30 protein-coding genes and 1 other annotated feature are annotated in these 24,788 nt (G+C 35.6%); of the genes, 12 read left to right on the top strand and 18 right to left on the bottom strand.

What is annotated here, in order from left to right:
- Positions 1-7: 7 nt before the first annotated feature.
- Positions 8-296: a binding site (T-box leader), on the bottom strand.
- Between the two features lie 51 nt (positions 297-347).
- The 12 genes from Y7E_RS0124150 to Y7E_RS0124095 all read right to left on the bottom strand — a co-directional run bounded on the left by Y7E_RS0124150 (position 348) and on the right by Y7E_RS0124095 (position 10,545).
- On the bottom strand, positions 348-1,541 hold the full coding sequence (locus tag Y7E_RS0124150) for an MDR family MFS transporter (RefSeq protein WP_017153786.1): 1,194 nt from the start codon (positions 1,539-1,541) through the stop codon (positions 348-350).
- Positions 1,542-1,691: 150 nt separating this feature from the next.
- A complete protein-coding gene (locus tag Y7E_RS0124145; protein WP_017153785.1) occupies positions 1,692-2,849 on the bottom strand; it encodes an MFS transporter in 1,158 nt (385 codons plus the stop codon).
- 310 nt (positions 2,850-3,159) lie between these two features.
- Positions 3,160-4,383, bottom strand: coding sequence for a cation:proton antiporter (locus Y7E_RS0124140; RefSeq protein WP_017153784.1), 1,224 nt, complete (start codon positions 4,381-4,383; stop codon positions 3,160-3,162).
- 3 nt (positions 4,384-4,386) lie between these two features.
- Positions 4,387-4,884 carry a cation:proton antiporter regulatory subunit gene (locus Y7E_RS0124135; RefSeq protein WP_017153783.1) on the bottom strand — a complete coding sequence of 166 codons (498 nt, stop codon included), beginning with the start codon at positions 4,882-4,884 and terminating at the stop codon, positions 4,387-4,389.
- Positions 4,885-4,925: 41 nt separating this feature from the next.
- Positions 4,926-5,492, bottom strand: a complete 567-nt coding sequence (locus Y7E_RS0124130) for a tyrosine-type recombinase/integrase (protein ID WP_017153782.1) — start codon at positions 5,490-5,492, stop codon at positions 4,926-4,928.
- 134 nt (positions 5,493-5,626) lie between these two features.
- On the bottom strand, positions 5,627-5,815 hold the full coding sequence (locus Y7E_RS0124125; RefSeq protein ID WP_017153781.1) for a hypothetical protein: 189 nt from the start codon (positions 5,813-5,815) through the stop codon (positions 5,627-5,629).
- Positions 5,816-6,013: 198 nt separating this feature from the next.
- A complete protein-coding gene (locus tag Y7E_RS0124120; protein WP_017153780.1) occupies positions 6,014-7,867 on the bottom strand; it encodes an FtsX-like permease family protein in 1,854 nt (617 codons plus the stop codon).
- A 16-nt stretch (positions 7,868-7,883) separates the two neighbouring features.
- Entirely contained in the window at positions 7,884-8,645 is a 762-nt protein-coding gene (locus tag Y7E_RS0124115; protein ID WP_017153779.1) for an ABC transporter ATP-binding protein, read from the bottom strand.
- 173 nt (positions 8,646-8,818) lie between these two features.
- The gene (locus Y7E_RS0124110; RefSeq protein ID WP_017153778.1) at positions 8,819-9,511 is read right to left on the bottom strand and encodes a hypothetical protein; all 693 of its coding nucleotides are present in this window, start codon (positions 9,509-9,511) and stop codon (positions 8,819-8,821) included.
- Positions 9,512-9,658: 147 nt separating this feature from the next.
- On the bottom strand, positions 9,659-10,021 hold the full coding sequence (locus Y7E_RS0124105) for a VOC family protein (protein ID WP_017153777.1): 363 nt from the start codon (positions 10,019-10,021) through the stop codon (positions 9,659-9,661).
- 95 nt (positions 10,022-10,116) lie between these two features.
- Positions 10,117-10,266, bottom strand: a complete 150-nt coding sequence (locus Y7E_RS0124100) for a hypothetical protein (RefSeq protein WP_017153776.1) — start codon at positions 10,264-10,266, stop codon at positions 10,117-10,119.
- Between the two features lie 15 nt (positions 10,267-10,281).
- Positions 10,282-10,545 carry a YtzC family protein gene (locus Y7E_RS0124095; protein ID WP_017153775.1) on the bottom strand — a complete coding sequence of 88 codons (264 nt, stop codon included), beginning with the start codon at positions 10,543-10,545 and terminating at the stop codon, positions 10,282-10,284.
- Between the two features lie 110 nt (positions 10,546-10,655).
- Between Y7E_RS0124095 and mnmL the strand changes: the two genes are divergently transcribed.
- The 6 genes from mnmL to Y7E_RS0124065 all read left to right on the top strand — a co-directional run bounded on the left by mnmL (position 10,656) and on the right by Y7E_RS0124065 (position 16,032).
- Positions 10,656-11,615 carry a tRNA modification radical SAM protein MnmL/YtqA gene (gene mnmL, locus Y7E_RS0124090; protein WP_017153774.1) on the top strand — a complete coding sequence of 320 codons (960 nt, stop codon included), beginning with the start codon at positions 10,656-10,658 and terminating at the stop codon, positions 11,613-11,615.
- Positions 11,612-12,184 carry a tRNA 5-(aminomethyl)-2-thiouridylate-methyltransferase MnmM gene (gene mnmM, locus Y7E_RS0124085; RefSeq protein ID WP_017153773.1) on the top strand — a complete coding sequence of 191 codons (573 nt, stop codon included), beginning with the start codon at positions 11,612-11,614 and terminating at the stop codon, positions 12,182-12,184. The genes mnmL and mnmM overlap by 4 nt, the downstream gene beginning before the upstream one ends.
- 71 nt (positions 12,185-12,255) lie before the next feature.
- Positions 12,256-13,149 carry an ABC transporter ATP-binding protein gene (locus Y7E_RS0124080; RefSeq protein WP_026049333.1) on the top strand — a complete coding sequence of 298 codons (894 nt, stop codon included), beginning with the start codon at positions 12,256-12,258 and terminating at the stop codon, positions 13,147-13,149.
- Complete coding sequence (locus tag Y7E_RS0124075) at positions 13,118-13,810, top strand: hypothetical protein (RefSeq protein WP_017153771.1); 693 nt, start codon at positions 13,118-13,120, stop codon at positions 13,808-13,810. Before Y7E_RS0124080 ends, Y7E_RS0124075 begins: the two co-directional genes overlap by 32 nt.
- Before the next feature lie 53 nt (positions 13,811-13,863).
- Complete coding sequence (locus tag Y7E_RS0124070) at positions 13,864-14,544, top strand: aspartate/glutamate racemase family protein (protein ID WP_017153770.1); 681 nt, start codon at positions 13,864-13,866, stop codon at positions 14,542-14,544.
- Between the two features lie 174 nt (positions 14,545-14,718).
- Positions 14,719-16,032: a PepSY-associated TM helix domain-containing protein gene (locus Y7E_RS0124065; protein WP_017153769.1), complete on the top strand. Its 1,314-nt coding sequence runs from the start codon at positions 14,719-14,721 to the stop codon at positions 16,030-16,032.
- Between the two features lie 307 nt (positions 16,033-16,339).
- On the opposite strand, the gene Y7E_RS0124060 is transcribed toward Y7E_RS0124065, so the two are convergent.
- The 4 genes from Y7E_RS0124060 to Y7E_RS0124045 all read right to left on the bottom strand — a co-directional run bounded on the left by Y7E_RS0124060 (position 16,340) and on the right by Y7E_RS0124045 (position 19,840).
- A complete protein-coding gene (locus Y7E_RS0124060) occupies positions 16,340-16,726 on the bottom strand; it encodes a GyrI-like domain-containing protein (RefSeq protein ID WP_017153768.1) in 387 nt (128 codons plus the stop codon).
- A 60-nt stretch (positions 16,727-16,786) separates the two neighbouring features.
- Positions 16,787-17,698 carry a helix-turn-helix transcriptional regulator gene (locus Y7E_RS0124055; protein ID WP_017153767.1) on the bottom strand — a complete coding sequence of 304 codons (912 nt, stop codon included), beginning with the start codon at positions 17,696-17,698 and terminating at the stop codon, positions 16,787-16,789.
- A gap of 240 nt (positions 17,699-17,938) precedes the next feature.
- Positions 17,939-19,000, bottom strand: a complete 1,062-nt coding sequence (locus Y7E_RS0124050; RefSeq protein ID WP_017153766.1) for a tetraprenyl-beta-curcumene synthase family protein — start codon at positions 18,998-19,000, stop codon at positions 17,939-17,941.
- Positions 19,001-19,036: 36 nt separating this feature from the next.
- Entirely contained in the window at positions 19,037-19,840 is an 804-nt protein-coding gene (locus tag Y7E_RS0124045) for an alpha/beta hydrolase (RefSeq protein ID WP_017153765.1), read from the bottom strand.
- A 74-nt stretch (positions 19,841-19,914) separates the two neighbouring features.
- On the opposite strand from Y7E_RS0124045, the gene Y7E_RS0124040 reads away from it, so the two are divergent.
- The 3 genes from Y7E_RS0124040 (at position 19,915) to Y7E_RS0124030 (ending at position 22,264) form a co-directional block, all read left to right on the top strand.
- On the top strand, positions 19,915-20,427 hold the full coding sequence (locus Y7E_RS0124040; RefSeq protein WP_017153764.1) for a gamma carbonic anhydrase: 513 nt from the start codon (positions 19,915-19,917) through the stop codon (positions 20,425-20,427).
- Positions 20,428-20,572: 145 nt separating this feature from the next.
- Complete coding sequence (locus tag Y7E_RS0124035) at positions 20,573-21,106, top strand: phosphatase PAP2 family protein (RefSeq protein ID WP_017153763.1); 534 nt, start codon at positions 20,573-20,575, stop codon at positions 21,104-21,106.
- A 12-nt stretch (positions 21,107-21,118) separates the two neighbouring features.
- Positions 21,119-22,264: a glycosyltransferase family 4 protein gene (locus Y7E_RS0124030; protein WP_017153762.1), complete on the top strand. Its 1,146-nt coding sequence runs from the start codon at positions 21,119-21,121 to the stop codon at positions 22,262-22,264.
- A gap of 58 nt (positions 22,265-22,322) precedes the next feature.
- Here Y7E_RS0124030 and Y7E_RS0124025 read toward each other — a convergent pair whose 3' ends face one another.
- Together Y7E_RS0124025 and Y7E_RS0124020 are read right to left on the bottom strand one after the other, a co-directional pair.
- Positions 22,323-22,931: a molybdenum cofactor guanylyltransferase gene (locus tag Y7E_RS0124025; protein WP_017153761.1), complete on the bottom strand. Its 609-nt coding sequence runs from the start codon at positions 22,929-22,931 to the stop codon at positions 22,323-22,325.
- Positions 22,928-23,437 carry a MogA/MoaB family molybdenum cofactor biosynthesis protein gene (locus Y7E_RS0124020; RefSeq protein ID WP_017153760.1) on the bottom strand — a complete coding sequence of 170 codons (510 nt, stop codon included), beginning with the start codon at positions 23,435-23,437 and terminating at the stop codon, positions 22,928-22,930. The genes Y7E_RS0124025 and Y7E_RS0124020 overlap by 4 nt, the downstream gene beginning before the upstream one ends.
- Positions 23,438-23,852: 415 nt before the next feature.
- Between Y7E_RS0124020 and Y7E_RS0124015 the strand changes: the two genes are divergently transcribed.
- The 3 genes from Y7E_RS0124015 to Y7E_RS0124005 are packed head-to-tail and all read left to right on the top strand — an operon-like array spanning position 23,853 to position 24,769.
- Complete coding sequence (locus Y7E_RS0124015) at positions 23,853-24,032, top strand: hypothetical protein (protein ID WP_017153759.1); 180 nt, start codon at positions 23,853-23,855, stop codon at positions 24,030-24,032.
- 6 nt (positions 24,033-24,038) lie between these two features.
- Positions 24,039-24,230, top strand: a complete 192-nt coding sequence (locus Y7E_RS34585) for a hypothetical protein (RefSeq protein ID WP_017153758.1) — start codon at positions 24,039-24,041, stop codon at positions 24,228-24,230.
- 14 nt (positions 24,231-24,244) lie between these two features.
- Positions 24,245-24,769 (top strand): GNAT family N-acetyltransferase, encoded by a 525-nt coding sequence (locus Y7E_RS0124005; protein WP_017153757.1) that lies wholly within the window; start codon positions 24,245-24,247, stop codon positions 24,767-24,769.
- Positions 24,770-24,788: the final 19 nt, after the last annotated feature.

Raw genomic sequence — 24,788 nt, 5'->3', positions numbered from 1 at the left:
ATCCCTAGAAAGGGACGAGAGGTTATAGATTCCCGCGGTACCACCCTAAATTAATGTAATAAAGGATGTTCAAAACGTCCGGTAAAGATCGTTACCCGATTTCTTTATCCTCCTTTTTGAACAAGCACTACTATTTACATTCGCTTAGATCCGTAACGTGGATTAACGGCAATTGCTACTTTAGTTCACAACTGCAACTCAAAGGCGAGTTCATAACGAAACGTGGATTGACTTGCACCGACCGTCAACTCTCTAAACCAGCTTCTATTACTACTACTCCTTCTCACTGTTATTACACATATGAGTTAATTAAATATATTCTAAAACATGTTACATGTTCCGTCAAACTAAACTGCAATTTTTTCTTCTACTGTTTCTTCGACTTTTACTCGTTTGTCATAAATACTCGTTGCGATAAGCGCTATTACAAGCATTACCATGATTGCGATAAACAATACTTCCATATTGTATAAGTCAACGATAGCTCCGCCGACAACTGGTCCGAACATTTTTCCAACAGTCGCCGCACTATTTACAACACCTTGATAAAAACCAAGTTTATCATTTGGCGCAAGTATATTCGCAATCGTTGGCACAGCTGGCCATACAAATAATTCACCAATTGTTAATGTCACCATTGCGACAAGGAACATTGTAAATTGCTGTGCTTGACTAAGCACAATAAATGACACCGCAAAAATACCGATTCCAATCATAATTTGCTGCTTTAAAGAACGCTTCATTGCACGAATAATCATACTTACGAGCGGCTGCGCACAAACAATCATTGCCCCATTTATCGTCCATAACAAGCTGTAATGACGTAGACTAATATTTAGTTCTTGCATATGCGTCGCAATTGCACCTTGCCACTGTACGTATGTAACCCAGCATAAAGCATACGCTACACATACGATAAGAAGCGCCTTGAATCCTGGTGTAAGCGACCAACCTTTTTCTGTTTTAACTGATTCTTGTACACCTTGTTCTTTCTTATCTTCCATGCCACGGAATCCAATAAAAGCAATTAAGAAGAAAATAAAGTATAAAATAAAGTTCGCTAAGAAAATATAATCAAAACGATAAGAAGCAACTAAACCACCACACGCTGTTCCAACAGCGATCCCAACGTTTTGTCCAACATACATCGCATTAAATGCTCTTCTCCCGCCTTCTGGCCAAACCGTACCAACCATCGCATACATCGATGGAAAGACCATTCCTGAACCGAATCCAATTAATGCAAGCCACACAACATATAATGGCCAACCGTGGAAGAATACAAGACCTAAAATTGATAATAGTGTAATCACAATCCCAACTAAAATTGACTTATATCCGCCCCATTTATCAAACAAAACACCGCCGAGTAAATTACCAATTACACCAGTAAGTGAGTTAATCATTAACACCATTCCGGCCACAGATAACGATTTTCCTAAATGATCATGTAAATAAATTGTATTAAAAGGCCATAAAAAAGAAGCACCCGTGACATTAATAATCATCCCAGCTACTAATAGCCATACTTTTCTTGGCATAGTTCCCCCTCCTATTCTGTTTTCTTCGTTCTATCCATAATAGTAAGATTGTAGTCTTTTTTAAATAGGAAGGCAACTGATTAATAGTTGATGAAATTCAGATAATAACCTGTACAAAAAATCCGCCTCTACATAGAGAGGCGGATTGATTTAACGTTTTTTCTTTTCTTTCACATAATCTATATACACTAAAATAGCTACAACGATAAAGCTTACACTAACCATTCGGAAGAGCATCTCTAAAATCAGCCACTTCGCTAAAATTCCTAATGCAAATGCACTAATCCCAACGCCAACATCAAAACTTGAAAAGAAGGTTGCATTTGCCGCTCCACTTTTCTCTTCACTAACCTTTTGAACTGCCCATGTTTGTAAACACGGCATAATAGTACCATAGCCTGCGCCAAATAAAATCGCTGCAACAATAAGATACAAATCATTTATCGCATAAGACAATATGACAAGCGATAAAAATCCTAATATAGCTGAGACAATAATAATTGACCAAGGCCCTTTTTTGTCATACCATTTCCCAGTAAAAGGTCGTAATAAAGTTGAAACAATTGCATTGATAAGAAAGAACAAGAAAATATGCTCTAGTCCTTGTTGTTTACCAAATAGGACGATGAACGTAAGAATCGCTCCAAAACCAAGTGTTGTAACAACTGCTAGTAACGCTTGGAACCATACTTCTTTTTCAAAAATCATCTCAAAAAAGCGAAATGGTTGCTTCTCTCTCTTTACAGGAGTGGGAGCATGAACAAATTGAAGCATAATAGCTGCTAGCAAGCTAAGCGTTACTGACGACCAAATTAAAATATCAAAGGAAAAAGATCCGTAGATAAAAATCCCTATACTCGGTGCGATAATAGCTCCGACCGTTGTTGAAACAGAAAAATATCCCATTCCTTCTCCTAATCGCGCCTTAGGAATTAACTCCACAGCCATTGTGCTGTTAGCAGTTGTTGATACACCCCAAGCCACTCCGTGAAAAATTCGTATGAGTAAAAACAACCATACAACATTCAGAAACGGATATATGAGTGTAACAATCATTAAAGCTACACTTGCACCAATAGCTAAACTTTTCCCTTTCTTATCAATTAAATAATATCCGATTAAAGGTCTAATACATACAGCACCTATCGTAAATAACGTTGTAACTAAACCTACTTGAATGGAATTGGCATTCACACTTATTAAATAAGCTGGCAAAATAGGCAGCACCATTTCAAATCCTATAAATACAAAAAAATTACTAAGAAATAAACAAATAAATGATCGATTAAATATTTTTTGATTTTCCATATCGTGATTCCTCGCTTCTAAATTGTTTTTAACTTAGAAGCGCCCAGATCACCGAAACGTTTTTCAATTGTCTTAGTCTTTTAGCCAATTGAATCACCCTCTCTCGTTCACATTATAATCTATATCAAAATATCTTTTTAACTCAAAATAAAAATCCCATATTAAAAATAACACTTTTAATACAGGATTCTACTCTATATAATCATTTTTGGCAACTGCCTTTAGTATCCATTTAAGAATGAATAACCTACCCAATTTAAAGTTTTTTGAACTAACTTCTATAACACTGGAATCGTTCTCTTACAAAAAATCATCCAACTTCTTTTTTCCGTTTTGCACTTTCTTTAGAGCTCCATTTAAATATTTTGTCCAATAGAGAATATATTCTCGCAGATTCCTTCGTTAGTAAAGGTCCTAACGATGCCAATATTAAAACATATAGGGCTGAGAATGGTTTAATTGTTGCCATTAAGCCACCAGCTATCCCAATATTAGCGACAATAATGGAGAATTCTCCGCGTGATACAAGAGTTAACCCGATATTCGTAGAAGCCTTATGTGATAACCCGGCTTTACGTCCAGCAATCATTCCAGCTGTAAAGTTACCGATGATAGTTATCAAAACTGCTCCTAACGTTAGCCAAACAGCTCCACCTAACGAAAAAGGATCTATACTTAAACCGAAGCTGAAGAAGAATATAGCTCCAAAGAAATCACGAAACGGAATTACCAGATGCTCGATTCGATCACTATGCTCTGTTTCAGAAAAAACAAGTCCCAATAATAAAGCTCCAATCGCCTCAGCAACGTGGATTGTTTCTGAGAATCCAGCTACAAAGAATAAAATAGCGAATATGACGATAATAAAGATTTCATTCGACGAAATATCTAATACTTTATTCAAGAACGGTGTAGCTTTTCTAGCAATCACAAAGAATAGTAACATGTATCCTAGCGCAATTAAAACAGACGTCAGAGCTCCTACAAATGAAGTCGCACCTCCAAGTACTAAGCCTGAAACGACAGATAAATATACCGCTAAAAAGATATCATCAAACATAATGATTCCTAAAATTAGCTCTGTTTCTTTATTACCTGTTCTTCTTAAATCAACAATTACTTTCGCTACAATGGCACTTGATGAGATTGTAATAATCCCGGCAATAATTAATGTTTCTAATAGCGGAAAACCCATTACATACCCATAAAGTAAACCTAATGTAAAATTAAGTGATATGTGAATTGTTCCTCCAATGGCGATTGATTTTCCTGATTTAATTAATTTTTTCATTGAGAATTCTAACCCTAAATAAAACAGAAGGAATATGACACCAATACGGCCAAGGAAAGCAATTACTTCTCCACTTTCAATGAACCTTAAGTCTATAATTCCTAAGTCTGGGGCATGTGGTCCCACTAACATACCGAGGATAATGAGAAACGGAATAATCGAGAACTTCAACCTTGCAGCAAGGATAGCCGCAAACGCCACTAATACTAACGCAGTTCCAACTTCAAAAATTAAAGTATCCATCGACTATGAATCACCTCCTGCTGAAAGTAACTCCTTAATGATTCTTTTCACTTCATGCCGTTCTCCTGATAATACCAACATATCACCAGCATCAATAATAGAATCTGGGCCTGGATTAAAAAATTTCTTCATATTCTTCTTCAAAATAGCAATGACAGTTACGTTATACGTTTTTCGAATACTTAAACTACCGATTGTTTGCTGAATCGCTGGTGCATTATTTTCCACTTTAAACCACTCAATCGATAAGCCTTCAAAAGCCATTTCAATCGTATCTAAAGCTTGCGGTCTGTACACCATTCCGCCTAATATGGCAGCGATTTGCCTCGCTTCAGAGTCACGAAGAGAAATGCTTGAAATACTTTCTTCATGGTCAGTATCAAAATGATACATTTCTCTTCGCCCATCATCATGAATAACGATAACCATTTTTTCATTACCTTTTGTTATGACTTCAAATTTACATCCAATACCCGGAAGTTCACTTTCTCTAATATTCATATACACGCCTCCTAAAATTTTTTAGTTAAGGCTCTTCCCTTTTACAAATCCACATCAATTTCTGTTTTAAACTTTTCATCTTTCGAAATTCCTAAATACTTTAATGTTTCTGATGGAGTCGCATGATGAAAATGCTTTTGAAGAAACGCAATCGCTATTCCTCTTTTATACGCATGGAATCCAAATGTTTTTCGCATTGAATTCGTTCCAATCTTACCAGAAATCCCAATTGCTTCAGCTGCACGATGAATAACACGATAAGCTTGCTGGCGCGTAATCGGATTTTTTGTTTTATTAGATTGAAATACGTAATTCCCTCTTTCTACAACAGAAGATTGTACGTAATCCAAAAGTGCTTCTTTTACTTTTGTATTTAAATAAATATCTTGTTTAAATTTTTCATCTTTCACAGGAAGAGAGTAAAAATCTTTAACAGTTCCATCTTCATTTAATACATCTTCGAATTTAATACTTAATAGTTCTGTAATTTTCAAGCCCGTATTAATCCCAATAACAAATAAAAGGTAATCACGCTCTGAATGTTCTTTTAAATATTTTTTCATAGCCTGAATTTGATTTATATCTTTTAACGCCTCTACACATTCCATACATGTATTCTCCTCATCTTATGATCGGTAAATTTTCTAATTATCTTGTTCATTTTACCTTATCATATTAGAAGATTTCCATGCATTATCCATTTATAATTCCTTAATTTAATCTGTTATTGAAATTTTCCAAGCTAAACAACTGGAGCAATATACTTTAATATCCCGAAAAATTCCGGATATTTATAATTTGGAAATTTACTATTATAAAAATAAGTTGAAACTAGAAAAATAATGAGAGATAACGGTGAAAATAGTAAAACATCTTTTGACCTCAGCATTAAACCTATTACTTCAAGTAAAGATCCATCTTCTTTATGCAAGTAGAATTCCTCCTTTCGTTTCTCTAACTTTTCAATTCTCACCTCCTTACACCATAACTTTATGTTACTTAATTATATAATATACTATAATTAAGTAACATAACAAGTGTTTTTTATTATTTTTCTGAAAACACATTCATTTTCCATTGGAAACAAAATAAAAAATACCGAGCACCCTCTGCTCGGTATTTCGAAAACTTAATCTTCTTTCGGAAGAACAATTCCTTTATACAATTGAACTGTAATGAAGTAGTAAATCGCATAAATGACTACGAAAATTACAATTGGTAACCAAATACGGAAATATGGATCAATTAAGATAAATCCAAAAATATTCATACCAACTAATACGTGAGCTATACCCACGATTGCTGGGAATAAGAACACTAAGAATAACTCTTTATAGATTGACTTCGTTAATAACTCACGGCGAACACCGATTTTACGAAGCATTTGGTAACGTGTAATATCTTTCGATGCACCAGAAAGAATTTTAAACATTAAGCAACTTGCCATCATCGCTAAGAAAGCAATTCCGAGGAAGAAGCCCATGAATACTGTTCCGCTAGCAACTCCATAGAACATATCATATGCTTGATATTTACTTCTCAATTGTTCAGCTTTTACATTTTTATATTTAACTAGCTGCAACTCGTCAAGTTTTTTCCATTCTTTTGTATATGTTAAGAAATCATCTGTTTTTCCAATGAATACAGTACCCTCTGCACCTTTCAAGCCATCATACATTTTTTGATCGACAATTTTAATTGTTCGATCAGGATGCACGTAAAATGGCTCTAACGTTCTGAAAGCATCCTCCCACTCTTCCGGAATTACATTATCAGACTTTTCTTGGCTGAAACTTGAAATCGCTCCTACTGGTAATTCTTCTGAAGCTTTTTTCACCTTAGCAAGATCTTTCATTCCTTTAATATTTTTAACATCTTTTACGAAAGGACGATTTTTCTCTAAATCTTCTTTTAAATAATAAACATATTTATCATCTACTTTGTAACGATATTCGCTCTTTTCTTTAAATGTAATACCATCTAAAACTTTCTTTTCTTCAACTGTTGGAGTGTGCACAATTGAATCGTATATTTCTAATCCATCAACAGTTTTTATAACGTTATTTTTAAACGCCATACCGCCTGAAATTGCCCCTGCACCAAGCGCAACTAACATTGCAACTGTTGCAAGCACCTTCGTTAAACTATTAATACGGAAATTTAATTGCGCAAATGTAAAGGCATTAAGTCCTTTCTCACTACGCTTCTTATTGCCCTTTAACTTTTTAATGATGAATGGTAGAAGCGATCCGAACAACATATACGTACCGGCTGTTGTTGTAATTAACGCTATAAGAATTCCCATTTCTCTTAATTTTTCCATATAAATCATAGATGCATAACCAATACCTAATAAAATAATGGCAAGAAATGCAATTACGCCTGTCATTTTCCCTTTTACTGCAACACGCTCTGTTTGCGCATCTGCATGTACAAGTTGCAATACAGAAATACGTGATAACTTAATACTGTTCATAATTGCCGATAACACAAATAGTGCAAAGAAGAAAACACATGTAACAGTCATTGATGGAATGTAAAATGATTTATAACCTTCTCCAGCAAATTCAAGCTGTTTCATTAATAACTGACCAATACCTTCTGCAAACCCCACACCAACTGCGATTCCGACTGCAAGTGATGCAGCACCTAGTACCATTGTTTCAATAAACATAAGTAGTGTAACTTTATGCTTTTTTGCACCTAACATCATATACATGCCGAACTCTTTTTGACGAAGCGATAGTAAAAAAGAGTTTGCATATAAAATATAGAAGAACGTTATGATTGCTAATAAGAATGAACCGGCTTGGAATACAAATCCAATAGATTGAATAACAGCGTTAGATTCAAGAAACGCTTTATTAAGCGCTAGCGTTTGAAACATGTAAAAAATTGAAATTGACATCACCAGACCAACAAGTAAGACGATGTAATCTTTCAGCTTACTTTTTAGTCCTGACATAGAAAGCTTAAATAACATGCTTGACCCTCCTTTCTTATGCTTTTTGTGTACCTAAGTCTGCAAGCACATCTAAAATTTCTTTATAGAACGCTTCACGCGTACCACCGCGGTGAATTTCTTTGTATAACTCTCCGTCTTGGATGAACAAAATACGCTGACAGTAACTTGCACTGTATGGATCATGAGTAACCATCATGATAGAAACACCTTGTTCCTCATTTAAATTTGTCATCGCATCTAAAAGACTTGTTGCGTTTTTAGAATCGAGCGCTCCTGTTGGCTCATCTCCTAAAATGATTGCTGGTTCATGCACAAGCGCACGCGCTGCCGCTGAACGTTGTTTTTGTCCACCAGATACTTCAGATGGATACTTTTGAAGTATTGCTGAAATCCCTAACATTTCTGCTACCTTTTCTACTTTTGGTCCAATCTTACGTGATGGAACACCTTGGAGTGAAAGTGGCAATGCAATGTTTTCATAAATTGATAGATTTTCTAGTAAGTTAAAGTCTTGGAAAATAAATCCTAACTTTTGAGAGCGGAAATCAGAAAGCTCACCTTGCTTCATTTTCGTAATATCCGTCCCAGCAATTTCAACAACACCACCCGTTGCCTTATCTAATGTTGAAATTACATTTAGTAACGTTGTTTTCCCTGAACCAGATGGTCCCATGATTCCAACGAATTCACCCTCTTGAATGGAGAATGATACACCTTTTAATGCGTGTGATTGATTTTCGCCTTTTTTACCGTATACTTTTTGGACGTTTTTTACGTCTACAACTGGTTTATTCATATATATCCTCCTACGCTTTGTTTTCCTTTTCCTATTCTGCTCCTTTTCCTGAGTATCTGCTATTGGTTAACATTACATTTACCTTACATTTTTGTAATATAAATAAAACGGCTCAATATGTTACATGTAACATATTGAGCCGTTTGTTATTTTAAAGTATCTCGAAAGGCATATTAAACACGTGTTATCTTTCCAACACTCGCACACGGATCTATATCTAATGTGCCGCTATATTCAACCTCACCCACGTGGCAATTTGAACCAATTTTTATATGATGACCAGACACAAGGGATGCCTCTGTTTTACTCAAAGTAATGTCGTTCTCTGTTATCGTTTTACAAGCAATTCTTTTCTTTATGCCTGGAATAAAGCTTGTAAGAGATATAAATTTACGAGATGGCACTATCATAATTATATCGCCTTCAACATTTTGCAATTCACTAGGTGAAATAAATTGTATTCCAATCTTTTTCGCCTGTAGATTTCCATGTACTCGAACAGCCCCTTGTACTGTAAATGATTCTGCATGCACATCTTCTTTCACCGATAAAGTACCCGATGAATATATATGTTTCGTCTGCACTTTTCCTAATCTACAACTACCGATGTTTTTCATTTCATTAAACTGACTTATCCCTTTAATTTTGCATGCACCAGAATTGCTAAAGCTTTTAACGGTTAAACTTCCCCGAATTACACAATCACCGATTACACTGAATTCAGCAGCTTGTACATCTTCTTTGAAAGATGCGGCGCCTTTCACACCAACACTTCCTGCAATTACTGGTTGAGAAAAAGATTTGCTACCAAATACATTGAGTTTCTCCTGTACATTAGCAACTTTTGTTTCCATAGTATTTTTCATCTATGTTCCCTGCCCTTTAGCTTTTCCCGTCGTGTTTTATAAGAAACTAATTATTTTAATATTTCTCTCTATATAGAATGTACCACAATTACCATGAAGAACATAAAAAAACTGAGCCATGTAAGCTCAGCTTTTCCTTTTATCATTTTAACCTTTTAAAACAAACTCATTTCCTTCATTATCTTTAAAGATAGAGAATGTACCCCAAGGCATTTCGTTTGGCTCTTGCGTAAATTCTACACCGTTGTTCTTCATTGTTTCATACGTTTCTGTAATATTTTCTGTTACAAATACGATAGATGCCTTTAACTCATTTGCATTTGGCATCATTGTTTTGGGATAAATGACTAAGTGAGAACGTGTCCCTTTTGGTCCTACTTCAATCCAGCTCGCATTTGGTCCCATCGGATCGTTACGATATACTTCAAATCCCGCTTTCTCTGTCCAAAACTCAAGTGCCTTTTGTTGATCATCTACGTAAATCGCTACTGTACCAATATGTGCAATCATTGTTTATTCCTCCGTTACTCTTCTTATTGAAACTTAATTATAATGTAAGTATGAAAAAATGCAAAAAATAAAACCAGGTCATACTTCGACCTGGTTTACTCTGATTGCTTCGATTTTTGCGGTTGTCCTTTTTTACGATTACGCTGTTTTGCTTCAACAACTGGATCGAGTTCATTTGAAAACTCAGCGTTATGTCCATTTTGCGTTTTTTGCTCTGGATTGTTTTGATCTGAACGTTTTGCCATTACATTCACTCCTTATTAGTGCGGTGTAACAATCATTTGGTGCTGCAATTGACGAACTGCCATACGTGCACGATTTAACTGCTCACGCTGTTCATCATTCGCATGTTGCTGCATAATTTGTAAATCATTATAAGCTTGTTCTAATTGTAATTGTGCATCGGAATACTCCATTGTATTGTAATGCTCTTGTCTACTTCCGATATCTAATTGCTCTTTTGCATATTCTATCGCTTGCTCAGCTTGCGTGATGTATTCTTCAAGTGATTGACGCTCTGCCATTTTGTTTCCTCCTTGCCTTTAATTCCCCTTTAGTGTGTCCCTTCCATATCGACCTTATGAGTATGTTATAATGGATTTTGTTTCATTTTAGGCTTTAGGAGGGATATGTTATGAAGGTTCAAAACCCTTTTCCATATACAAATGACAATAAACGTTACCATACGTGGAATTATCACTTACGAAAACACTTTGGCGAAAAAATCTTTAAAGTTTCATTAGATGCTGGCTTTGACTGTCCGAACCGTGATGGCACAGTCGCATATGGCGGTTGTACGTTTTGCAGTGCTGCTGGTTCTGGCGACTTTGCTGGTGATCGCCGCGAGGATGTTGTAACGCAATATCATGAAATGAAAGAAAAAATGCACTCAAAATGGAAAGACGGAAAGTGTATTGCTTATTTCCAAGCGTACACAAATACGCACGCTCCAGTAGAAGTATTAAAAGAAAAATTCGAACCACTTTTAGCAGAAAAAGACGTTGTTGGTCTTTCCATCGCAACTCGTCCAGACTGCTTGCCTGACGATGTTGTTGAATATTTAGCTGATTTAAATAAACGCACATACCTTTGGGTAGAACTTGGACTACAAACTGTTCATGAGCGCACTGCGAATCTCATTAACCGTGCTCATGACTATCCATCATATGTGGAAGGTGTAAACAAACTTCGTAAACACGGCATTAAAGTATGCTCTCATATTATTAACGGCCTGCCGCTTGAGGACTATGACATGATGATGGAAACTGCACGTGAAGTAGCAAAACTGGATGTACAAGGAATTAAAATTCACTTACTTCACTTATTAAAAGGAACGCCAATGGTAAAGCAATATGAAAAAGGACAACTAGAATTTCTCTCTCTTGAGGATTACGTAAGCCTTGTTGTTGACCAACTTGAAATCATGCCAGCAGAGATGATTGTGCACCGCATCACAGGTGACGGTCCACCTGAATTAATGATTGGTCCTATGTGGAGTTTAAATAAATGGGAAGTATTAAATTCCATCGATGCGGAATTTGTACGCCGCGGAAGCTGGCAAGGAAAATACGCAAACGAGGTGAAACCAGTATGAAATTAGAACGTGTATTGCCGTTTGCACGCACGCTTTTGCAAACAGCTGTTAAAGAAGGTGATTTTGCTGTAGACGCAACGCTTGGCAACGGTCACGACACTTGTTTTCTAGCGGAGATTGTTGGAGAAAACGGGAAAGTATTTGGATTTGATATTCAGCGTGAAGCGATTGAAAGTTCGACTGTTCGCCTAAAAGAAAAAGGACTTGAAGAACGAACTGTTTTAATTCACGATAGCCATGATACATTATTATCCGTCTTGCCAGAAGAAGCAAAAGGTAAAGTAACAGGAGCAATTTTCAACTTAGGTTACTTGCCCGGCGGTGACAAACATATTGTAACAAAACCAAACTCAACAATAGCTGCTATTGAACAATTATTAGAAGTAATGGCACCAGAAGGCATCATCATCCTTGTCATTTATCACGGACATCCAGAAGGACAAGTAGAACGCGATGCCGTATTGCAATTTGCCGAAGAGCTCGATCAAAAACAAGCTCACGTACTTCGTTACGGATTCATCAATCAACAAAACAACCCGCCATTTATCGTGGCAATTGAGAAGCGCTAAATATATCGGCGCTTTTTTTATTGTTCCAAGAACAAAATATACCATATAATGGATACGAGAAGGAGGGAACCATTTTGTTAGAACTAAAGGGTATACAAAAGAAATACGACAAACAGATAATACTAGAAAACATCCATTTATCAATTCCAAAAGGACAAGCGGTTGCCATTATCGGCGGCAACGGTACTGGAAAAAGCACTTTACTCAAAGTTATCGCTGGATTTATTCATCCTACGGCAGGCACAATCCACAAAGCATCAAATATGAAAATCGGATATGTACCAGAACATTTTCCAGAAGATATTCGTTTTACGCTCGAAGAGTATTTATATCATCTCGGTCGTATTCATGGTTTATCGAAAGAGCATTTAGAAAACAAAATCCCCTCATTACTAGAAACTTTTCATTTACAACATGCCAATCATTCCGTTATAAGAAATTTTTCAAAAGGAATGAAACAAAAAACAGGTATCATGCAGGCACTCCTTAGTGATGTTGATATATTAATTTTAGATGAACCGCTTTCTGGACTTGATCCAAGGTCCCAAGAAGAACTTGAACATATATTTCTCTCATTGAAAAAACAAGGTCTTACCATTCTCTTCACTTGTCATGAGAAACAGCTATTAGAAAACTTTGCCGACCGAATTGTGACACTCGCTAATCATACAATTGCAGAGGATAAACTTTTAACATTTGATGCAATCCCGAAAGAACATACTTACATAGAAGCAACGGTATCACACACTTTTTCTATCACAAAGTTACAGAAGCAATCCGGCTATATACATGTTACATATAACGCAAATCAGCACCTCATTCAATTACAAATTGAAAAGACTTATACAAATGACATACTTCAATACTTATTACATAACGATGCGTTCATTACATTGCTACAACCTAAATTCCTTAACCGAAAGGAGGATCCCTATGCTCGCGCTCATTCGTTACAATTTTCTTGATTATACAAAGTCCTATAAATATGTTCCACCAATCGCGATGTACATCGTAAGTTTACTCTTTGTCTATGCTTACAAACCAAATCCGATTGTTACAACGTATTTAGAAACTTCCCTTATACTCTATTTACTTTCAGCTTGGATTACCATTACGCTGTTTCATACAGAAGACCCTGTTCAAGAACAAATTACCCTTTCACATACAAAAAACATATGGACTTTATACCTTGGTAAATATGTAACGGTACTTCTCATTTGTAGCATTCTATCCCTTATCTCTGTTATATATCCAATTGCCTTTCAAATGTTTAACGAAAAAATGACAGTCTCATTATTTATAACTGGTATCCTTGCACATTTTTCTTTATCTATACTCAGCATTTCAATTGCAACACTATTTACACGAAACATCATTAGAAAAGCGAGTACAGCTTGGCTGAGTCTTTCTTTTGTATTACTGATTACGATTGCGTCGATTCGCCTCAAAAAAGACATGCCGGAACTATTATGGTTCTTCCCGCCTATCAATGGTTTTATGATGCTTGGACAATATGAACATCATTTGCTTACGCACGTGCTTTGGCTTACTGTATGGGCACTTGCATATTCAGTTGTATTAATAGGCTTATTCCTTTATCTTGTACGAAAAAGAAGGAACATGTAGATAAAAACAAGAATTTCTAACTTTAGATTACGAAATTAAGGAGAGGTACAACAATGATCGGAATACTAGCAGGAATGGGACCAAAATCAACAGGTCCATTCGTTGATACAGTCGTAGAGCAATGTCAAAAAATATACGGTGCCAAACATGATATGGATTTTCCTCATATGATGATTTATTCTTGCCCGACACCTTTTTATATAGATAAATCCATTAATCATGAAGCTATGGAAAAAGCTATTATAAATGGTGCACAAAAACTTGAAAGTACGGGTGTCGATTTTATTGCCATGCCATGTAATACCGCTCACCTATATTTTGATCAGTTACAAAATTCAGTGTCAGTTCCTGTTTTAAATATGGTAGATGAAACACTAAAAGAAATACCAAATCATATAAAAAAAGTAGCTCTCTTAGCGACCGATGCAACCATTCAATCTGGCATATATCAAGATTGGATTGTAAAACGTGGCATGGATTATATACATAAAAATAGCTGGCAAACAATTATCACTCAAATTATCTCTAGCATAAAAACAGGGAACATCAATAAAGCAAACGAATTATGGCATACACTTTGTATGGAATTATCTGAAGCAGTGGATGTCGTTATTATAGCTTGTACCGATTTAAATGTTGTATCAAACGCAGGGTCAAATAACCTTTGCTTTGTGGATTCATCGTTTTGTCTTGCTAAGGCGGTTGTTCATAAATATTTAGCAAATCAATTGTAAATTACATACATATTCTATACGCCAAGAACATAAAGACGTACACATGCTGTACGTCTTTTCCTATTTCCCTAAGATTTTTTATTTTTTTCACACTTCTTTCAAAATAATCACACTTAATCCCGTTATATTAAATACGTATTTTATTCATATAAGGAAGGTTAGGGGAACTAAAGTATGAAACTAAATCGATCGCTTCACTATATTTTCTGGCGGTGGCATTTTTACGCCGGCCTCTTCATAGCACCACTACTCATTACTTTATCACTTAGTGGCATTGGATATCTGTTTCGAGAGGAAGTTGAAAATTTCATTTATAAGGATTTATATTTCGGAAATAGTCATCAAACAGAATCTCTTTCTATGACTGAATCCATTTCGCTAACAGAAAAGAAATATCCTCACTATAACGTAACGAAAATTAGCTATTTTGAAAATGAATATAATACAAGGCTCACAATGAAAAATGAATATACAGGCGATCAAAAATATGTTTATTTGGACAAGCATAATCAAATTGTTGGAGATCAAAATGCGAATGAAACATTCGCAAATATCATGCGTGAGTTGCATAGTTCTCTTCTCGTTGGTGGTACATTTGTAAACTACTTAATTGAATTAGCTGCTTGCTGGACCATTTTTTTAATTGTTACTGGTTTATATATGAGTATAAAAAGTTTCAAAAACACTCTAGTATCCAATGCTAGAGAACACTCTAAGCGACTGCATTGGACAATTGGGATTGTATTTACAATTCCACTCATTCTCTTAATACTAACAGGATTACCTTGGTCCGGTTTCATGGGAAAACAAATTTATAACATCGCAACTTCCAATCAATCACTAGGATATCCTAAATTATATATGGCACCGCCAGAGTCTAAGTTTAAAGAATTGCCATGGGCAACTAGACAAGAAACGCCTCCACAATCAGATGTAACTAAACGGGGCGCTCTTTCAATCAATGACCTAGAAGAGAAGATTCAAATTGAAAAACCATACGTCATTTCTTTACCGAATGATGCCAAAGGAGTTTTCACCGTTTCAAAATCGAGCGGATCAGGCATTACGGGAATGAACGTATCACCAAATGAAGAAATCACTGCTTATTTTGATCAATATAGCGGTTCTCTCATTTCCAAAATTGACTATCGTGATTACGGGCTATTTGCACAGTGGTTTTCTTATGGTATTCCTCTTCATGAAGGACATTTATTCGGATGGCCAAATAAAATACTTTGTTTACTAACAACTTTATCCTTGCTATTCCTCATTTATTTCGGAGTTAAAATGTGGCTAGCAAGAAAACCACAAGGCAAGCTAGGAGCACCGCCAAAACAAAAAGATAAGAAAAGCATATTTGCCTTCATACTTATTATGATAATATTAGGTATTTCCATGCCTTTATTCGGTTTATCTGTTCTTATCATTTTTATAGTCGAGTTTTTACTTTATCTATTCTCTAAAATGCGGGTAAAAAAATATAAATAAACAGTATTTGTATGAGAGGATAAACATCACTACACGCCATTGGAGACTTTCTTTAACAACTGATTTAATACCTTTAAACAACAAGATAGAACAGCAATTATAATGATTATTGAAGCGATAGTTTTCAATGGCTCAAACGGAATATAACTTACAAGCCAATTCCCGCCATAGTATATGAGAAGAAAACCAATGAAAGTTGCTACCGTATAAGAAATAATAATATTTAGACACAAAACGCCCGGTTCCTCTTATGTTAAGGAACCGGGTATTTTGCTTATAAATTGATTTACACTAACAATTAATCTTATTATTCAACCGACAGAAATATTTTTATACTTCCATCTTTAGAATAAAATTCAAAATCAGTTTTATATGCTCTTTTGATATCGCTATTCCAAATATCCACCCAAGCGTTAAAGACACCTTTTGGATCCGTATGATCTACTTCTACAACATGGTAGTTACCCGTTGGAATGATAACATTACTTTCATCAGTAAATTTTTCTTCAGTACCGATATGTAAATCATAATCACCTGTAAAATCACTTTCATAATTATTATACACACCATATATGTCACCTTTTAAATTTAAACGAAGAAACTCTTCCCACAGATTAAGTATAGCATCTGTATTTTGATTATTTGTTCTTACTTTCTTTCCGTAAATATGTTTCTCAGTAACTGCTGTATTCATATATACGCCCCCTACTCATTAATAAGGAAAGTATAACATTCATAATATGACAACAGTCTGTCAGCTTTTATAAATATATTCAATTTCATCTCTATATTTATTTTTTAACCATAAGGGTTCTAGTATTTTTACATGCCTCCCAAACATCAAGAGAAATGGCAATATATTTTTATTGCTATCATATTGAAAAGTTACTTTTAACTCCCCATCTTCAAGAACCTCTATTTCATCATCAGTAAAGAAGTCATATAATTTCCCAAGTTCACTTTTTGAGAATAATAATATAATCCTCTCTACTTTAGCTGACTTATTCGTTACGTACTCATTTTTCTCAGTATAGGGCGTTCTAGTATTGTCATGTATGATTTCCATACTTCTTATTCTAGTCAATTTAAATAATCTCAAAGCTTTTCTATATTCGCAAAAGGCTTCTAAATACCAACTACCATTCATAAAATTTAGTTTTAAAGGCTGAATCATTCGACTAGATATATTCGCTGTTTGTGACACATAGGAAATACGGATTTTATTTCCTTCATTAATTACAGACAGTATTTTTCTGATCTTTACTTTTGTTTCTTCTTCTATCGTTTCTCGGTGTAACGTAGATGATGATATTGTGATATTGGAGTGATGCTCTTCTTTATTCTCTTTCAACAGCTCTAATTTTTTTTGTAAAATTAATAATTGATCATTATCAAACAGTTCATTTTTTAATGTTAAACCTTCTAGTAAAAACTTCTTTTCCTCTTCATTAAATGTAAATTTATCTAGTTGATAGTTATCAATTAAAGTAAAGCCACCGTTCTTTCCTAAATAAGAAATAATAGGGATACCAATTGCTGATAAAGCATCTATATCTCGATAGATTGTCCTCTTACTCACTTCAAATCTATTAGCTAATTCCTCAGCAGAAACTATATCTTTTTTCAATAAATAGATAAGTATAGAAAACATTCTTTCTGTTTTCATAGCGTATTTGACCTCCTATGGGGATAGATAAAGTGAAAATTTAATCAGCCCGCAAATAGCAGGCTAAATGAGTAACAGATTTAATTTTCAATATCCAAGATTATTGCTACATACAAAAAGAACAGGATGTTGACCAGTTCAATCCCATTTACTTTCATTATTTTACAAAATACTTTTTTCTTCAACCTTAATACTATACATAGTAAAGAAGACCACTCCTAAAAAGAGTGGTCTCCCCTATCACTGCGCCATTTTCTTTCGGTACATCTTCCCGTTCCAATAGAAGAATCGTGAAGTGAATCCACCATATTTCACAATGCGCCGTGCCATTTGCTGCATATTCTTTTGCTCTGATACCTTTTGATCAGATAAATAAATTCCAAGGAGACCGCGACTAATAAGGCGATGAAACTTCGCATGTGGTAAGTCGCCAATATTTCTTTCTGCTTCTTTTACAAAATGCTTCATTCGCTCTAATATAACTTGTTCATTTTCATAATAACTACAGAAATTTAAGTCTCCGCCAATGCGATCTTCTTCTTGATCAATAAAATAATCAAGTAAAATATGAAGCCCTTGTACATATGGGAAATAACCTTGCTTAATCTTCGCAATATCTTCATCAAGTAATTCATCATGAAACGCATACGCCACGAGACAAAAGATTCCAAGTGTTGATCCTGCACATGCGGAAAATTCAAACCAGCTCATCGGTGGTACGTTTTCCTTATGAGCTTCAAACCATGTTTGCAAGCGTGGTTCTCGCTCTTCTAGTTCCACATGCTTATGAATTTGCAAATCACAATAATAACAAGCAAGCTCGTGAAGAATTGGTGCAATCTTTTCATAATGCTTTGTTTTTCTTAGTACATCTTGGCATGTTGCGACAAGCTCATCTAAATAACCACCATCATCTTGATCATCTCGATAACGATAGTAATTACTTCCTTCACTCTCTGGTGTTAATGCAGTCAGCATTGATTCATGTAGTGCAGCAAAATCATTCGGATCAAGCGATGTACTACGATCACATAAGTTATCTAAGTAATCACTAATCGTCTGATACGCCACAATAAAACGAATACATTCCTCACGGTTTTCATTTGCAAGCAGCGCTAAAATACCACCGCCTTCACAATGAAACGTTTTATGTTCAATACTTGCAATTGCCTGATTATGAAGCTCATCATTTGGAATATGGTAGGCACGCTCTTTCCACATCGCTAGCTCATGGTGTACAACCGGAAACACATCACGGTATACTTTCGCCATGAGCGTTATGGGATTACTCGGTACGTTCACTTCTTCCTTCATCTCCTCTATTAAATGTACAAATCATTATTTATTTGTTTGTATTATATTATTTAAATGTGTTTCCATAAATGCTTTGGCATAACTAAAAATTTCATCTTTCTCATACTCATTCAATAGCTCATGATAACAATTCGGCCATTCTTTATATGCTTTATCACTTATTTTCAACCGATCAAACCATTTACGGACACGTGTTTTATCTACAAGTTTATCCTCACACGCCTGCATTAGCAAGAGCGGAACGTCTGGAAACTCATCTATTTTTTCATGAGCAATCTCAATAGATTTTATCAATTCACTATACCAACGAACTGACACCTTGCGCAAGAACAACGAATCATTTTCCATTGCATCACGAACTTCTTTATTTCGCGTTGACATTTCGACTGTAAGATTTGTGGGAAATTGGAGTTTTGGCGTAAAAATATTTAACAACTTTGAAGCAGCTCGAAGCGGAGCAGCAGGGACCGCTAAAACACCTAAGCATGGTGAGCTCAATATAATTCCATCTATATCTTCTCTCTTCGTTTCTTCCATCATTCGAATGACAATAAGACCACCCATACTATGTCCAAATAAAAAAATAGGGAGCCGATATTTTCTTGCTTCTTTCACCCATAATTTTATTTCTTCTATGTATTCATCAAATGATTCAATATGTCCTCTATTTCTTGAAGTTGTTCCATGAGCTGGAAGATCCCCCATAACAACATGATACCCGAAATGAGTCCACATTTCTGCTAGCGCCTCATAACGTCCGTGATATTCCATTGCACCGTGCACAATCACGATTACGGCTTTGGCTGCTTCCGCTTCATAATTCCACATACGAAACTCCTCCATTTCACTCTTTTCCGTAATTTGATACACTAAAACTAGTTTCTAGGAAAGGAAGGCTTTACATGATATATCCTTATAAAGATAAAAATCCGAAAATTGCGAGTAGTGCTTTTATCGCTGACTACGTTACGATTACAGGTGATGTTACAATTGGCGAAGAATCAAGCATTTGGTTTAATACGGTTATTCGCGGTGATGTGTCTCCAACAATCATTGGAAACAGAGTAAATGTACAAGATCAATGTACGCTTCACCAAAGTCCACAGTACCCCCTTATTTTAGAAGACGATGTTACCGTTGGACATCAAGTTATTTTACATAGCTGTACTTTAAAAAAAGATGCTTTAATCGGGATGGGATCCATTATTTTAGACGGCGCTGAAATTGGCGAAGGTGCATTCATTGGTGCTGGTAGCTTAGTTTCACAAGGAAAGAAAATTCCACCTAACACACTCGCTTTCGGTCGTCCGGCGAAAGTCATTCGTGAATTAACAGATGAAGATCGAAAAGATATGGAACGCATTCGCAAACAGTATGTTGAAAAAGGACAATACTATAAGTCACTGCAAAAATAGCCGTTACTTGCTGCCACTACAATGGCAGCTTTTTTCATTAAAACTCTAACGTTTTCTTTACAAAATCTTATTATTCCCTCAATAAAATCTTATTAAAATAAAAGATATCATCTGAATATATATGTAAATGAAGGGGAGAGTTTTCATGAAGGTCAGCTCCTTATACAAAATAGAATGTTACATTTTCAAAAGAATTAACCGTTACTTTGATCAAAAAACATTAAATATCTTTTTCCGCACGATTACACATATCGGTGGTGCAATCTTTTCCATCTCACTCACGTTATGCTTTCTTATCTTTTCAAAAGGACTTCTGCACACTGTCGCAATTGCAGTAGCTCTTTCATTAGCAATTAGTCATATCCCTGTGCAAATATTAAAAAGATGGTACCCACGTAAACGGCCTTATTTAACAATTCAAGATGCAAAATACCCATTACATCCATTACAGGATCATTCATTTCCGTCCGGTCATACAACAGCTGTTTTTTCAGTTGCCGTTCCATTTATTTGTTATGATCCAAACTTAGCAGTCTTTTTACTTCCATTAGCAATGATTGTAGGAATTTCCCGCATCTATCTCGGGCTTCATTATCCATCAGATGTATTTGTAGGTATGTGCCTTGGCACATGTTCTGGCATCATCTCTTTTTATCAATTCATTCCACTTTTCATGTAAAGGAGAGATTGGATGAGAGTCGCCATATTTACTGATACATTTACACCGCAAGTAAACGGTGTAGCAAAAACATTAGATCGTTTGATCCGTTATTTTCAAAAACAAAATATTTCCTATTCCGTATTTGCACCGCAGCATACAGCAGAAGATGACTTCGTAGCCAATGTGAATAAGATGAGAAGTATCCCGCTGAAAATATTATATCCAGAATGTCGAATTGCTTTTCCTACCCCGCGCATTAAGCGGGAACTTCTTAGCTTTAGACCTGACATCATTCATATTGCTACTCCCTTTAATATGGGGCTATGTGGCATGTATTACGTGAAAAAATTAAACATTCCTCTTGTCGGTTCCTATCACACAGACTTTGACGCTTACTTGCAATATTATAAAATTGAATTTTTCTCCAATATGCTATGGAATTATTTAAAGTGGTTTCATAGCCATATGCAAAAAAACTTTGTCCCTTCTCCCGAAACATTACAGCAATTAGCCAAAAAAGGATTTCAAAATTTATATATTTGGGGACGCGGAGTAGATCGTTTACTCTTCCATACGGCTTACAATAAAGACGTATTCCGAAAAAAATATAATATTACTGCTCCATACATTCTTTCCTACGTCGGACGCATTGCCCCTGAAAAAGATATTGAAACACTTCGTACACTCATTCACACAACACTAAAAGAACGAAAAGGTGATATTCATTGGCTTATTGCTGGAGACGGTCCCTTTGCCGAAGAACTACGTGAAACTACACCAACAACTAACGTGACCTTTACAGGATATTTACAAGGGGAAAACTTAGCAGAAGCTTATGCATGCTCTGACCTTATGGTATTTCCATCGGCCACAGAAACGTTTGGCAATGTCGTACTCGAATCGCTCGCATGTGGTACACCAGTAATTGGTGCAAATTCCGGCGGAGTAAAAAATATTATTACAGATGGAAAAACAGGTTTTCTTTGTGGACCTAAAAAAACGGAATCATTTTTATCATCTATTTATCAGTTACTAAATAACGATGAAATGCGTAAACAAATGAGCATAGCTGCTTGTGCCTATGCTGCTACACAAAGCTGGGATGAGATTTTTCACGGTTTATATATGCAATATGAAGAAGTGCTTCAGCAAAATAATGCTGAACTACTTGCGTAATAGGAAAGTTCAACTCATCCATAATACTCATAAAAGAAAAAGGTATGACTCTATAACGTCATACCTTTTTGGTCTTTTTCTCTTTAAGTAACCGCAAATATTCCTCTTGTGTATTTACATTCATAAACAATTCTTTCGCTACATTCCATTCTTCTTCCATCACATATTTTACGTTACACTGTGATAAAAGTTGTCCCATACTTCGTTTTTCTTCGTTTAACAATGTGTATATTTTTTCTTTTATACTATAATGATACGCCGCTAATAGTGGCTGCTTTCTTCCATCAATGACCGGAACAATTGCCCCATATTCACCACTTATTTGTCCTACTAATGCTGTAATCCACTCATTTGAAAGATTCGGCGTATCACAAGGCGAAATGATATACCACTCCGCCTCTATATACGCCATCCCCGATACAATCCCAGCAAGCGGTCCCTCTCCTTTATAGGAAGGAATATCTTCTATAACAGGAACGTCTACTAAAGTAACGATCCTTTCTTTTATATCAGGATGACTAATCACAACTACATCTTGCACGGTAGTCTGCATCACTTGAACGATATGCTCGATAAAAGTATGTCCTTGCCAGCTTGCCAATGCTTTTGGCCCACCAAAGCGTCTCGACATACCACCCGCTAATACAATTCCAGCTATTTTTTTCATTGACGATGCAGCTCAAATGTAATATGACCTAGCTCTGGTAAAATTAATTTGTTCATCGCAAGGCGAACTGCCCCGCTAGAACCTGGCATTGAAAAGATAACTTTTCTTCCAATTGTTCCGCCAATTGCTCTACTTAACATCGCCGCGCTTCCGATATCTTCTAAATAACTAATCATCCGAAACAATTCACCAAAACCAACGATTTCTTTATCTAACAATGCTGAAACGGCTTCAATCGTCACATCACGCTTTGTAATACCTGTTCCTCCACTTGTTAACACCACATCGACATCGTCTTTATGATATCCACTTAATACAGCCTGTCTAATACTTTCTTTATCATCTTTTACAATTTCATAAGCAGTTACCGTGTGTCCTGCTTCTAATAATAATTCTTTTAATAGCTTACCGCTCTTATCTGTCTCTTCTGTACGTGTATCAGAGACCGTAATAATTTTACAGCGCACTTCTGCCGGTGCTTGTTTTTTGTGTTCTATTACGCTCATTTTTATTCTCCCCTTTTAATGGACTACTTTTCATTTTATCATATCGTATGCAATCTCTATTAAATATGAAGTACATCACATTTACATAATTATCTAGTGAATGACTAAAACATCATGATACAATATCAGTATGCATAACCATAAAAAGGGAGTTTTTTATAACCCACTCTCTACCTTTTTTATAATTTAAAAGGCGTATACCTTGGATTCTATTTCCTATTATCCTAATTTCATTTCAAATAATTGCCTATGGATTGGATATTTATTTTTTTAAACGTTAAGTTTCCATGCCAAACGGCCCCATCCGTTATTACTTAGCTAGCACCGCTATTCCCCTCGAAATTGCATATGTATTAGATTTTATTTGGAAACAAAAAAACACTGAATAATATTTCATGATTAGGAGGCTTTACAGATGGGACTCTACCAAAAACTCACAACAACATTTATTCTTCTATTCGCCGCTTCTATAAGCGCTGGTTTTGCCTTAAAAGATGCCGTACCAAATGCAACAATTGGCGGAATTGGATTTGCAACACTCTTTTTACTATGCAGTGCATTTTGCGCTGGAAAAGCGCGGCAAAAAAAAGGATGATGACCATTGCTCCAAAAAAAGCTTACACTTTGCAAGTCATGTAGGAAAGAAATTCAAACGTATGAGAAAGCTTGGGTTCATATGCCCTTCCCTCCAAGCGGAATGACGAATATGAAAAAATATATTGAACTTGATGGAGAAGTATATTGTAGTTCTTGTGCTGGAGTATGTAAGAACCAAAGTAATGAGGTAAAATAAAGGAGGTTTTCCACTTGTTCGAAACAAATCGGATTCGTTTACGAAAGTTTTCAGAAGGTGATATTCCAACCTATCACCATTGGCGAAATGATATAGAAGTTATGAGCACTACCAGTCTCAACCTTGATACATACTCTGTTTTGGAAACAGAGCAGTTTTGTAAACAAATCATTCACTCTTCCACCTCTAAAAGTTATATTATTGAACAGAAAAAGGGTAGCCTCCCAATCGGAATCACATCTTTAATTAACATTGACTCACATAATCGAAATGCAGAATGTATTATCGATATCGGAAAGAAAGATTGTTGGGGGCAAGGGTACGGAAAAGAAACATTAACTTTATTATTAGACTATGCCTTTTTAGAATTAAACTTACACCGTTTATCCTTACGCGTATTTTCATTTAATGATAAAGCCATTTCTCTCTATAAAAAGCTCGGCTTTCAGCATGAAGGCACGTGTAAAGAAGCTGTATTTCGAAATGGGAAATGGCATGATATTGAACTTTTTGCATTACTACAGTCTAATTACAAATAAAAAGCTTTGCGCTCTTGCG

The sequence above is a fragment of the Bacillus bingmayongensis genome (genome assembly GCF_000299035.1).
In the GTDB taxonomy this organism is placed as follows: Bacteria; Bacillota; Bacilli; order Bacillales; family Bacillaceae_G; genus Bacillus_A; species Bacillus_A bingmayongensis.
Note: the sequence above shows the minus strand (reverse complement) of the source record. Positions and strands in the feature narration are given on the sequence as shown.